Source organism: Roseomonas gilardii, from assembly GCF_001941945.1.
Lineage (GTDB): Bacteria > Pseudomonadota > Alphaproteobacteria > Acetobacterales > Acetobacteraceae > Roseomonas.
The window spans coordinates 2862669-2874778 of sequence record NZ_CP015583.1 but is presented as its reverse complement, the minus strand read 5'-3'; the positions used below and the strand labels follow the sequence as shown (position 1 = coordinate 2874778).

General features: G+C 72.3%; 12 protein-coding genes. 5 read left to right on the top strand and 7 right to left on the bottom strand.

Annotated features, from left to right (window positions below; all coding sequences use genetic code 11):
- Nucleotides 1–10: 10 nt before the first annotated feature.
- Nucleotides 11–532, bottom strand: a complete 522-nt coding sequence (locus RGI145_RS13215; protein WP_237183067.1) for a UPF0262 family protein — start codon at nt 530–532, stop codon at nt 11–13.
- Complete coding sequence (locus tag RGI145_RS13210) at nt 522–1103, bottom strand: DUF983 domain-containing protein (RefSeq protein ID WP_237183066.1); 582 nt, start codon at nt 1101–1103, stop codon at nt 522–524. The genes RGI145_RS13215 and RGI145_RS13210 overlap by 11 nt, the downstream gene beginning before the upstream one ends.
- A 421-nt stretch (nt 1104–1524) precedes the next feature.
- Here RGI145_RS13210 and RGI145_RS13205 point away from each other — a divergent pair, with 421 nt between their 5' ends.
- Entirely contained in the window at nt 1525–2658 is a 1134-nt protein-coding gene (locus RGI145_RS13205; protein WP_075798722.1) for a pyridoxal-phosphate dependent enzyme, read from the top strand.
- A 123-nt stretch (nt 2659–2781) separates the two neighbouring features.
- Nucleotides 2782–3756 (top strand): Bug family tripartite tricarboxylate transporter substrate binding protein, encoded by a 975-nt coding sequence (locus RGI145_RS13200; protein ID WP_075798721.1) that lies wholly within the window; start codon nt 2782–2784, stop codon nt 3754–3756.
- A gap of 52 nt (nt 3757–3808) precedes the next feature.
- Here the strand turns inward: RGI145_RS13200 and RGI145_RS13195 are convergent, their stop codons facing one another.
- Nucleotides 3809–5125: an ABC transporter substrate-binding protein gene (locus RGI145_RS13195; RefSeq protein WP_237183065.1), complete on the bottom strand. Its 1317-nt coding sequence runs from the start codon at nt 5123–5125 to the stop codon at nt 3809–3811.
- Nucleotides 5126–5413: 288 nt separating this feature from the next.
- Here RGI145_RS13195 and RGI145_RS13190 point away from each other — a divergent pair, with 288 nt between their 5' ends.
- Together RGI145_RS13190 and RGI145_RS13185 are read left to right on the top strand one after the other, a co-directional pair.
- Entirely contained in the window at nt 5414–6418 is a 1005-nt protein-coding gene (locus RGI145_RS13190) for an NAD(P)H-quinone oxidoreductase (RefSeq protein WP_075798719.1), read from the top strand.
- A gap of 102 nt (nt 6419–6520) precedes the next feature.
- Entirely contained in the window at nt 6521–7294 is a 774-nt protein-coding gene (locus RGI145_RS13185) for an alpha/beta fold hydrolase (RefSeq protein ID WP_075798718.1), read from the top strand.
- Here RGI145_RS13185 and RGI145_RS13180 read toward each other — a convergent pair.
- The 4 genes from RGI145_RS13180 to RGI145_RS13165 form a co-directional block, all read right to left on the bottom strand.
- Entirely contained in the window at nt 7266–8201 is a 936-nt protein-coding gene (locus RGI145_RS13180; protein ID WP_075798717.1) for a metallophosphoesterase, read from the bottom strand. The genes RGI145_RS13185 and RGI145_RS13180 overlap by 29 nt on opposite strands.
- Nucleotides 8202–8310: 109 nt before the next feature.
- On the bottom strand, nt 8311–8955 hold the full coding sequence (locus RGI145_RS13175; protein ID WP_075798716.1) for a DNA-3-methyladenine glycosylase family protein: 645 nt from the start codon (nt 8953–8955) through the stop codon (nt 8311–8313).
- 163 nt (nt 8956–9118) lie between these two features.
- The gene (locus RGI145_RS13170) at nt 9119–9463 is read right to left on the bottom strand and encodes a hypothetical protein (protein WP_075798715.1); all 345 of its coding nucleotides are present in this window, start codon (nt 9461–9463) and stop codon (nt 9119–9121) included.
- Between the two features lie 108 nt (nt 9464–9571).
- Nucleotides 9572–10327, bottom strand: a complete 756-nt coding sequence (locus RGI145_RS13165) for an SDR family NAD(P)-dependent oxidoreductase (protein ID WP_075798714.1) — start codon at nt 10325–10327, stop codon at nt 9572–9574.
- A 432-nt stretch (nt 10328–10759) separates the two neighbouring features.
- Here RGI145_RS13165 and RGI145_RS13160 point away from each other — a divergent pair, with 432 nt between their 5' ends.
- Complete coding sequence (locus tag RGI145_RS13160) at nt 10760–12100, top strand: hypothetical protein (protein WP_075798713.1); 1341 nt, start codon at nt 10760–10762, stop codon at nt 12098–12100.
- The last annotated feature ends 10 nt before the right edge of the window (nt 12101–12110 follow it).

Below are 12110 nucleotides of genomic sequence, written 5' to 3'. Positions count from 1 at the left end.
GAAATTTCGGCTACACGCGGCTGTGCAGGGCGCAGACCAGGGTGAAGAGCAGGCGCGCCGTGACGAGGTCCACCGCGACCTTGCCCTCCAGCCTTTCCCGCAACAGGCCGGCACCCTCGTCGTGCAGCCCGCGCCGGCCCATGTCGATGACCTGGATGCGGGCATCGTGGCTGTCCTGGGTCACCGCCTCCTCATGCGCCTGGACGACCATCAGGTAGTCCTTGATCAGCCGCCGGAAGGGGCTGAGCGACAGGGCGAAGCCGTGCAGGGGCGCGCCGCTGGGGCCGCGGATGTCCAGCCAGAGCCGGTTTTCCCGCAGGTCCAGGTGCAGGCCATAGGGGCCGGGCGGCAGTCCGGGCGGGTCGAAGCGGTTCCCGGCCAGCAGGTCGGCCACCGCCTGGGCACGGTCGGCCTCGGCATAGGGGCTGTGCGGCGTCAAGCCCTCCGGCAGCTCGATGCGGACCAGGCGCTGGCTCTCGGCCTGCGACGCCTCGGTGACATGGCCCATCGGGGCGCCGCCGTCAGACATCATGCCGTCCACCTCGGATATGGTCCTGGTTCTCCAGGGGAATGTCTTCGGCTCCCCCGAAGCCGAGCTTGAGCATCAGCCCCACCGTGGCCCCCTTCACCGGCCGCAACAGCAGCGTCGTCACCAGGGCGAAGAGCGGCAGCCAGAGCGCCATGTGGAACCACATCGGCGGCTGGTAGGCCTTCTCCACCCAGAAGACCGGCGGCAGCAGCAGATGGCCGACGATGAAGATGGTGAAATAGGGCGGAGCGTCGTCCGCGTGGATGCGCCCCAGCGGCGTGCCGCAATGCTCGCAGGCCGGCGCCACGGCCAGGAAGCCCTGGAAGACGCGGCCCTCGCCACAGACCGGGCAGCGGTTCCGGAGCCCGCGCCCCATCGCCGTCAGCAGGGAGGGAAGGGCGGGCGCCCCGGCCGGGGTATCCGGCGGCCCCTGCCGCGGGCTCCAGCGCGCCCCCGGAAAGGTGTCCTGGTCCACCGGATGGGCCAGGGCCCGGACCACGGGGGCATCCGCCACGGGGGCGGCGGGCCTGTGGTCGGTCAGGGCCTCCCCGCCCGCATGGGAAATCTGCGTCATGTCCGCGTTGTCTCCGACGTTCCAGCCCCTTCACCCAGGGCTTCCGTGCCCCTTGTCTTCGGGGATCGTATTTGTGCGACGCAGCATCGGCGTGTCCGACGACGAAACGCAAGACAGTCGCCCACTTGTGAACGAAGCTTGGCACAGTGCAACAAATGCTGTCTCGACGGTGCCGCATCAACCCGTGCCCTGGCTTCCGCCGCCATGGCAGACGTCCATCTGGCGCAGATCTGCGCCAGACAGGGTGCCACGGGAAAGGATGGTGCCGGGAAGCGGCGCGGGGGGATAGCCCTCGCGTGGCCGTGCTCCCGGAGAGCCCACAGCCTGGGGTGGAGTGCCAAGCCCGGCCCGGGGCGCGAGGCGGCAGGGCATCGTTCGGGCGGGCGATGCGCCCCGGGCGGGCGCCGGCTAGGCTGGCGGCATGAGCGCGCCCGCTTCCCTTCGCTGCCTCGTCAATCCCCGTCCCGGCATACCCGGCCTCGTGACCCTGCCCGAAGGGGGCTGGCGGCGGGCCCGGGCCGCCATCATGGCCTGGCCCGGCCATGCGCCGGCGCCGCCGATCGACCTTCCCGAACCGGCGGCTGCGCTGGGGCTCGCGGCCCTGCACTGGAAGGAGGCGGGACGGCACGCCGGCCCGGGCGGCGAAGTCCGGGGAGCCGAGGTCCTGGGCGCCGCCTATGCGGTGCAGCGCCTGCTGTCGGCGGAGCTGGCGCGGCGCGGCGTGGCGCGGGCGGCGGAGGCACCGGAGCTCGAATCCGGGCGGCTGGCGGAGGCGACGCGGGGTATCACCCTGGCGAGCGGTCCGGATGCCGGCTTCGCCCTGGCCGTGGCCTGGGGGGCACGGCGCTTCCATGCCCGCTGCGTGGCGTTGCTGCCGCCGGATAGCCTGCCCGCCTGGCGCGAGGCGCTCGTGCACCAGGGGGCGGAGGTCCTGGAATGCCCGGCCGGGCCGGCTGGATCGGGGTGCACGGTGCGGGACGCGGCCCGGCGTGCGGAGGCGGAGGGCTGGATCTTCCTGTCGGACCATTCCTGGCCGGGCCAGACCGAGGTGGCGCGCGACGTGATGCAGGGATGCCGCCTCGCGGCGGAGGAAGCCTTCTCCGCTCTTCCCGCGCCGCCCAGCCATGTCTTCGTCCCCGGCGGCAGCGGTGCCCTGGCCGCGGCGGTCGCGGTGCAGTCGCGCCGCCTGGGCGGGGATGCGCCACGGCTGGTCGTGGTGGAGGCGGAGGGTGGGGAGCTGATGCGGGCCGCCGCCGCCGCCTGGACAGGGGCCGGGCAAGGCGAGGCGGAAGGGGACGTATCGCTGCTGGCCTGGGGGGAGCTGGAACGGGCTGCCTTTGCCTGCCTCGCCGTCCCATCGGAGGCGGTGGCCGGGGCGGGGCGGAGCCCGCCTGCCGGGCGTGCGGGGGCAGACCGGGCCGGGGAGCGTGGCGAGGCGGTGATGGCGGGGCTGCTGCTGGCGGCGCGCGATCCGGCGGCGCGGGCAGCCCTGGGCCTCGATGCCGGAAGCCGCGTCCTGGCCTTCGGCACCGGCGAACCCTTTGCCAAGCCGTGAAAGGACTGACCGGCGCGGCACTGCTTCTGCCGGCCAGATTGACGCTTCTTCATGATTGACGCGTAATCCTCCGGCATGGGTCCCGCGCCCGGAGCCGGGACGGACGATATTCTGGAGGAACGAATGAGGCGTCGTACCCTGACCGGGGCTGCCCTCGCGACCGTTGCCGCGCCCGCCGTGCTGCGCGCCCAGGGCAGTTGGCCGAACCAGCCGATCCGCCTCGTGGTGCCCTTCGCCGCCGGCGGGCCGACCGACATCCCGGCCCGGCTGATCGCGGACGAGCTGTCGAAGCAGTTGCCGCAGCGGGTGGTGGTGGAGAACCGCACCGGGGCCGGTGTGGTCGTGGGCTCCGACGTGGTGGCCAAGGCGCCGAAGGACGGCTCGGTCTTCCTCTACACCACCATCGCCCATGCCACGTTGCGGGCGATCTTCGCCAAGCTGCCCTTCGACCCGATCGCGGATTTCACGCCCGTCACCATGACCGGCGTGATCCCGATGCTGATGATGGTGAACAAGGACCTGCCGGCGAAGACGCTGCAGGAGTTCATCGCCCTGGCGAAGGCCAATCCGGGCAAGTTCGACTATGCCAGCACCGGCGCCGGGGCGGCGCTGCACCTGGCGAGCGAGCTGTTCCTGAAGCAGGCCGGCGGGCTGAAGGTGAACCACGTGCCTTATCGTGGCTCCGCGGCCGCGATGCCGGACCTGCTGAGCGGCACCGTGGTGATGATGCTGGACGTGGCCAACAACGCGCTGCCCTTCGTGCAGCGGGGCGAGGTGCGCGGCCTGGCGGTCTCCTCCTCCAAGCGGCTGCCCCAGCTCCCCGACCTGCCGACCTTCTCCGAGGCCGGGGTGCCGGGCTACGAGGCCTATACCTGGCACATGATCTTCGCCCCCGCCGGCACGCCGCCCGCGATCGTCCAGGCGATGAACGAGGCGACCAACAAGGTCATGGCCATGGAATCCGTGCAGAAGCGCCTGTCGGACCTGACCATGGAAACCCGTTCCAACTTCACGCCCGAGGCCACCGGCGATTTCCTGAAGACCGAGATCGCCAAGTGGGAGCCGATCATCAAGGAAGCCGGGATCACGGCCGGATAAGGGATTTCCCGTTCGTGCGTGGGGGCGGTCTCCGCCCTCACGGCGCCTGCCGTCAGGGTGGCGCGGTCCGCACCGCGCCGAAACCGCCCCGCAGCTTGCCTGCCGCCGCCACGGCCGGGGCCACCGTCACCAGCCGGCCATCCTGCCATTGCGCCAGCAGCGGGCGGGCGCGGGTGTTCTGGCCGCTCTCGTCGAAGCGGGCGCCCCAGCCGGTGACGGCCTTGCCCTCCGGCAGGTCGGTGGCCAGCACCGCGGCGCGGAGGCGCTCCTTCTCGGCGCTGCTGGCGCGGCCCAGCGCCTCCAGGAAGATCGCGGCGCCGGCATAGGTGGCAAGGCTGTGGCCGGAGCGCGGCTCGGCCCCGTATTTGCGCTTGTAGGCCTCGGCGAAGAGGCCGGCGCCGGGGGCGGCCGCCTCCTCCGTGGCGAAGGGGGTGACATCGACGTTCATCACCCCCTCGATCTCGTTCCCCAGGCTGCGGGCGGTATCGCTGAGGCTGTAGGCCCCGCCGGCGCCGATCACCATGCGCGGCTGCCAGCGCGCCTCCCGCATGGCCCGGAAGAAGGGGACGACATCGCCGGGATAGGCGCTGTGCAGCACCACCTCGGCCCGCGCCGCGCGGAGCTGGCCGAGCAGCGTGCCGAGATCCGTGGTGCGGGACGGAAAGGCCAGGCGGGCGGCGAGCGGGATGCCCCGCGCGCGCAGCCGGTCCTCCTGGGCGGCGGCGACGCTCTGCCCATAGGGGCCGTCCTCCGCCAGGATGGTGATGCGCAGGGCCCTGGGATCGGCCTTCCAGGCGGGGGCGAGATGGTCGGCCACGGCATCCACCGAGAGGCGGCCGAAATCCGTGGCGCGCGGGCAGCTGCGGAAGACATAGCGGGCGCCGCGCCCGGTCAGCGCATCGGCGATGGCGCCGAGCTCGAAATAGGGCGTGCCCAGTGCCTCGGTGACCTGGGAGGCGGTCAGGGCCAGGGCGGAGACGGCGGTGCCGAAGACGCAGGCGACCCGGCCCTCCCCGGAGGTCAGGCGTCGGACCTCGCTCACCGCCTGGGTCTGGTCCGAGGCATCCCCACGCAGCAGGCGGATCTGGCGGCCGGCGAGGCCGCCGGCCTCGTTGCGCTCGTCCGCCGCCATTTCCAGCCCGCGATAGGCCTCGTCGCCCATCAGGGCGAAGGGGCCGGTGAAGGGGAAGAGGGCTCCAAGGCGCCATTCCCCCGGCGTGGCGGCGGGCGGCAAGGCCTGGCCCGTTCCGGTCGGGGCCCCGCCTGCGCCGCCGCCCATGCCCGGGGCCTGCCCCAGGGCAGGCCGGGCAACGGGCAAAAGGAGGGCGGCGAGGCCCGCCAGCAGGGGGCGGCGCGCGGCAGGAGGCATCGGTGGGGGAATCTGGCTCGGCTGATGAGAAATCCAACGGTCATGCAAGCGGAAGCGCCCCGCCTGCGCAACCCCGGGGGGGCGTGCGTCCCGGTAGCCGCCCACTGGGGGAGGGGCTCCGCCTCCCGCACCGGCACCCCGCTTCCGGTACCCCGCTTCCGGCGCCCCTTTTCCCCCGACCTTGACGCTTCGGCCTCCCGTCCCGACCCTGGAGGCTCGCCGGTGCCCTGGGCCGTGCCGCCCGCCGCGGGGCATGGCCGGCGCCGACCCACAGAGGAGGAGGCCGCCATGGCACTGCCGGACAGCATGCGCTTCATCGAGCACGGCGAGGGCGGTGCGCCCGAGGTGATGCGGATCGCCCAGGGGCCTCTGCCGCAGCCGAAGCCGGAGGAGATCCTGATCCGCGTGCTGGTCGCGGGGGTGAACCGGCCCGACGTGGCGCAGCGCCAGGGCAGCTATCCGCCGCCGCCCGGCGCCAGCCCGGTGCTGGGGTTGGAGGCGGCCGGCGAGGTGGTGGCCTGCGGCGCCAATGTCGGCCGCTGGCGCGTGGGTGACCGGGTCTGCGCCCTGACCAATGGCGGCGCCTATGCGGAATACGTGACGGCGCCGGAAACCCAGTGCCTGCCCTGGCCGGACAACTATGACGCGCTGCGGGCGGCGGCGCTGCCGGAGAACTTCTTCACCGTCTGGGCGAACCTGTTCGGCCTCGGGCGGCTGAAGGCGGGCGAGACGGCGCTGGTGCATGGCGGCACCTCCGGCATCGGCATCACCGCGATCCAGCTCGGCGAGGCCTTCGGCGCGCGGATGCTGGCCACCGCCGGCAGCGCCGGGAAGGTGGCGGCCTGCCGCGAATTCGGCGCGGCGGAGGCCTGGAACTACAGGGAGCAGGATTTCGTCGAGGAGGTGAAGCGCCTGACCGGCGGCAAGGGGATCGACGCGATCCTGGACATGGTCGGAGGCTCCTATTTCCCCCGGAACCTGCGCTGCCTGGGGCAGGACGGGCGGCTGGTGATGATCGCCTTCCTGGAGGGCCCCAAGGCTGCCGAGGTGGATCTGCGGCCGATCATGGTCCGGCGGCTGACCGTCACCGGCTCCACGCTGCGGCCCCGCACGGCGGCGGAGAAGGGTGCCATCGCCCAGGCGCTGGAAGGGCAGGTCTGGCCGCTGCTTGCCGCCGGGCGCTGCGCGCCGCGCATCCATGCCCGCTTCCCGCTGGAGAAGGCGGCCGAGGCGCATGCGCTGATGGAGAGCAGCGCCCATATCGGCAAGATCATGCTGGAGGTGGCGGCCTGACCGCCGCGCCCGCCTCCGGTGCCTCCGCTTCCGGTGCCCCCGGGGTTTGACGGCGGTGCCACGGCCTGCGAACCAGCACCACTGCCTGGATGGGGAGAGCCGATGCGCCTGAAGATGCTCGAATCCGGGGCGGGGGAACCCGTCGCCCTGCTGCACGGGCTGTTCGGCCAGGGGCGGAATTTCGGCCTCGTGCAGCGGAACCTCTCGGAGCGGCATCGCGTCCTGGCGCTCGACCTCCGCAACCATGGCGACAGCCCGCACGAGGCCCGCATGGACTACCCGGCCATGGCGGGGGACGTGGCGGAGACGCTGCGGGCGGCGGAGGCACGGCCGGCGGCGGTGCTGGGCCATTCCATGGGGGGCAAGGTGGCGATGATGCTGGCGCTCGCCGATCCGGGCGCCGTGTCGCGGCTGGTGGTGGCCGATATCGCGCCGCGCGGCTATCGCCCCACCTTCGGCGCCTATGCGGCGGCCATGCGGGCCATCCCCTTGCGGCCGGGGCTGACGCGCAAGGAGGCCGATGCCGCGCTGGTGGAAGCGGTGCCGGAGGCGGGGGTGCGGGCCTTCCTGCTGCAGAACCTGGACCTTGCCGCCGAGCCGCCGCGCTGGCGGATCGGGCTGGAGGAGATCGCGGCGGCGATGGACGGCATCGTCGGCTGGCCGGACCTGCCGGCGGGCTCGCGCTATGACGGGCCGGTGCTGATCCTGCGCGGCGAGAGCAGCGACTATATCCGCCCGCGGGATGAGGACGGCATCCGCGCGCTGTTTCCCCGGGCGCGCTTCGCCACGGTGGCGAAGGCGGGGCACTGGCTGCATGCCGAGAATCCGGCCGGCTTCCTGGAGGCGCTCACGCCTTTCCTGGAGGACCGAGCCTGACCAGGGTGAGCTCCGGCGGCACGCCGAAGCGGATCGGGTAGCGGCTGCAGCCCAGCCCGCCCGAGACGACCAGCCGCCGCCCTTCCTCCTCGACCAGCCCATAGGCATAGCGGCGCCCGTAGCGCGAGGGCACGATCGGGGAATAGCCCAGGATGCGGATCTGCCCGCCATGGGTATGGCCGGACAGGGTCAGGCCGACCCGGGCGGGGGCGCGCGGGAAGATATCGGGCTCGTGCGCCAGCAGGATGGCCGGGGCGTCGTCCAGCGCCAGAGGGGCCAGGGCGGCAGGCAGGTCGTCCGCCCCCTCCATGTGCATCAACGGCCAGTAGGCCTGCTGGCTGTCGATGCCGCTGAGCCAGACGCCGCCGCCGCGCCCCGGGGGGCCGAGCGGCAGGCGCGTCGCCTCGTTGGACAGGAGGCGCAGCCCCGCCTCGGCCATGGCGCGGGCGGAGCGGGGCGGGCCCTGCCGGTTCAGCACGGCCTCCCGGTCGTCCCACCAGTCGTGGTTGCCCGTCACCGCGAAGACGCCCAGCGGCGCCTCCAGCCGGCCGAGGCGCCAGGCGGTCTCCTCCGGCGGCGGGGCGGGGAAGGCGCGGCGGAAGCGCCCGCGCAGCGCGCCCGGCAGGTCGCCCAGCACCACATGCAGGTCGGGCTGCAGCCGGTTCGCCAGGTCCACGATGCGCTCCACGCGGCTGAGCGGCATCCAGGGATCGCCGCTGTGCAGGTCGGCGGTGGCGCAGATCAGGAGTTCCGGCCGGTTTCCCCAGTTGGCCATGGGAATCCGGTATTCCTGCACGATGAGGCGGAAGCCGGGTTCCACCACCATCGCATAGGCGGAACCGGAAGCGCCGGTGGCCAGGAGCGTGGCGCCAGCGGCCAGCAGGTTCCGGCGGGTCAGCAAAGGCATGCCCGCTTCTGGCACGGGGCTTCCCGCGGCGTCCATGGCGGGCGGGGCGGGATGGAGAAAGCGTCACGCCGCGGACCGGAAGCCGCCCGCCGACCTCGGATGGCCGGCTTCAGATTGCCTGAGGCATCCGGAACTGCCCGGCCTTGTGGAGGTCCGCCGCGCGCCAGAGATACCAGGAGGCGGCCGAGCGGAAGGGAGCCCAGGCCTCGCCGATCGTGGCGAGGTCGCGCGGCCGGGGCTGGCTTTCCAGCCCGGCGGCGAGGCGATAGCCCTCGCGCACTCCGAAATCGTCCACCGGCAGGATGTCGGCGCGTCCCAGGGTGAAGATCAGCAGCATCTCCACCGTCCAGCGGCCGACGCCGCGCAGCGCCACCAGGCGCTCGATCAGCGCCTCGTCCGTCATGCGGGTGGCGGCGCGGCGGGTGGGCACCCAGCCGGCGGCGGATTTATGGGCGATGTCCAGGATCGCGGCCTGCTTGGCGCCGGAAAAGCCGCAGGACCGCAGCGCGCCCTCGGGCAGGGCCAGGATGCCGGCCGGGGGCGGGAAGGGATGGTCGGGCGCCAGGGCGATCAGGCGGTTCAGCATCGCCTCGGCGGCGCGGCCATGCACCTGCTGGTGCGCGATGGCCCGGACCAGGGCCTCGTAGGGTTCGCGCCCGCCGACGGGCTTCAGGCGGCAGGCGCCGACCTGGGCGATCACCGGGGCCAGGACAGGGTCGCGGGACAGGTGGCGGCGGGCTTCGCGATTGCTCATGTGCTGTGGCGGCCCATCGGCAGGGATGGCGGGGAGGACGAGAACAAAACTGGCACAAAGCCGCCGTTCCGCCAATCCCGCCCGGTCCCGGGGGCGTTCCGAGGGGCGTTCCGGAGGCGCGGGTTCGCGCCTCCGGACGGGGCCGCCCTTCGGCGATGCGTGTCTAGTTCAGCGAGAAGCAGGTCGTGGGCGCCTGCTTCATCTCCGTCGGCCGGGCCATCATGCTGTTGGTCAGGCCGATGGTGCAGGCCGCCGTGCGGGCGGCGCCGAGCGCTCCGGGCTTGGACAGGAAGAGCATCGGCCCGATCGAGGTGCGGACCTCGAAGCCGTCCTTCAGCAGGGTCTCCAGCGACTGGTCGATATACTCGAACTTCGTCTCGTGCCGGCCGGCCTCCGGCGCGGGAGGCGCGGCGGGCGCCGGCGGGGCGGGCTGCGCAAGGGCCTGTCCGGCCAGGGCGAGGAAGCCGGCCAGGGCCAGCAGGCGGGCCGGGATGGTGAAGCGGGTCACGGGACGGATTCCCCTCGGGGTCATGGGTCGCACCGCGTCAAACTGCCGCGCGGGCACGGGTTGGGCCAGGGGTGAGGTCGGTCACGGTCGCGCCATTGCGGTGCGGGTTCAGCGCCCGCCATTCACGCTCAGCACCTCGCCGCTGATCCAGGAGGCGAGGGGACTTGCGAAGAACAGCACCGCGTTGGCGATGTCCTGCGCCGTGCCGAGGCGACGCAGGGCGATGCCCTCCAGCAGCGCCTTCTGGCCCTCGGGGCCATAGCTCTCGAACTGCGCGATGCTGGCGGGATTGGTGGGGGCGAAGCCGGGCGCCACGGAGTTCACGGTGATGCCATGCGGGCCGAGTTCGTGGCAGAGCTGCCGGGTCAGCCCGACCAGCCCGTGCTTGGCGGCGCAATAGGCCTGGATGCCGGTGAGCGAGGCGCGCAGCCCCGCGCTGCTGCTGACGGTGACGATCCGTCCCGTGCCGGCGCGCTTCATGCCGGGTGCCACGGCGGCGCAAAGGTTGAAGGCGGCGTGCAGGTTTATGTCGAACAGCGCGTGCCAGTCCGCCTCCGGCACCTCTTCCAGCGGGTGCATCACCTGGCCTCGCACGCCCCCGGCATTGCAGACCAGCACGCCGACCGGCCCGCCGCTCGCTTCCTCGACCCGGGCGATCCAGCCGCGCGCGGCGCCGGGGGCGGTGAGGTCGAAGGCCTCGGTCGCGATGCCGGTGCCCGCGGCGGTTTCCGCCAGCTCCTCCGCCGAGAGGTCGCAGGCGAAGACCCGCGCGCCCAGCCCCTCGAAGTCGCGGGCGATGCGGCGCCCGAAGCCATGCCCCGCGCCGGTTACCGCCACGGTGATGCCGTCGAATCGAATCCGCATGCCGCTTTCCCCTCCGGGCGATGACCGTGCCGCATTCCGTTGGTGCCGAAAGATCGGCAACTTATGGTTGCAAATCCGATGCTGCACCTGCATAGGCTCGACCGGGCCGCGATGGGCGTCAATGCATCCGGGGCAACACCATGATGTTCCGCCGCGGCGGAAGGTTCAGCGCGCTGCCGGTCCTGGGGACAGCACCCCTTTCGTCACGGAGAACGCGAGGTGGCCACGCCGCTGCGGACCTGCCCGGCCCTGACATCACGGACGCCTTCGGGCTGCCGCCCTGGATTGTAACGACATACCGCTTCCGAGTGCCTCTGCCATGCGGCGCCGCAGTCCCGAAAGAGCGAAAACCGCATGGCAATCGTATCTTTCATGTGTCAACTTCGCTTTCTTTTGCTATTGCCGTGCCCGGGTAGAGAAAAAGCAAGGCGCATGGCACCGTTCCAGAAAATCGAGACGGTTTCGCCGGAATCGGCGCGTACCCTCGCGGTGATGCGTGGCCTGGCACTGGCCCTTTCCCTGGCTGCCCTGACGATGGCCGGGTTCTGGATCACCCGCTCCAACACCGATTTCGAGGTGTTCCTTCTCCCTTGGTACCGGGCCATCCTGTCAGAGGGCCGGCTGGCGGCCCTGCATGGCGGCTTCTCCGACTACACCCCGCCCTACATCTACCTCCTCGTCCTTTGCACACTGGCCGACGGGTGGCTCAAACCGGTCGTGGCGGTGAAGCTCTGCTCCCTGCTCTGGACGCTGTTCGGGGCGACGCAGGTTCATGGCATCTGCCGCGCGGTGGGCCGGTCGCGGGAATTCTCCCTGCTGGCGGCGGTGATCTTCGCCACGCTGCCGGAGCTCAGCCTCAACAGCATCGTCTGGGGCCAGTCGGACGTGGTCTACGTCTCCTTCCTGCTGGCCTTCCTGCACGCCCTGCTCCGGGGGTGGCGTGGCCGGGCCATGGTGATGTTCGGCATCGCCCTGGCCTTCAAGCCGCTGGCCGCGGTGGTCGCGCCCTTCGTCGCCTATCTGCTGCTGCGCGACCTGCCGGTGCCGGGGCGTGCCGCGCGGGCGCTGCGCGACGCCATGCTGGTGCCGCTGACCTATGCGGCGATGATGCTGCCGGCGGTGCTGGCGGGGCGGCCCTTGCGGGAGCTGTTCACCTTCTATGCCAATCAGTATGGCGAGCACCCGCTGCTCTCGATGGCGGCGCCCAATCCCTGGCTGATCGTCCAGCAGCTCGTCGCCTATCCGGTGGATTTCCGCGAGCCGCCCCTGCTGTCGCGCCTGGCCCCCGATGCCTTCCTCTGGCTGCAGGGCGTCCTGCCGCAGCATGACGGGATGATCCTCGCGGGCGTGGTCGTCGCGCTGCTGGCCTGCGGCGCGCTGCTCCTGTCCTTCCTGACCTGCCGTGGCCAGCCGGGGGCGGCGCAACTGGTGACCATGCTGGCCCTGGCGGCGCTGCTGGTTCCCTATTTCGCGCCGCGGATGCACGAGCGCTACTTCATCGCGGCAGGGGTCTTCACCTATGTCCTCGCCCTGATCCGCCCGGGCCTCTGGCCGGCCGCGCTGTGCATGCAGGCGGCGGCCGTGCTGAGCTACACCCGGTTCCTCTTCGACATCCCGAAGCTGCCGATGCTGGGCGTGCTCTTCACCACGGCCGCGCTGCTGCTGCTGCTGCGCCGCCACCTGCGGGACCGGAGGGAGATGGCGGCCGCCGCGCCGGCCAGCCTGGAACGGCTGGGCCATGACAGGCGGGGTCCCCAGGCGCAGACGTCCTGAGGCCGGCTTC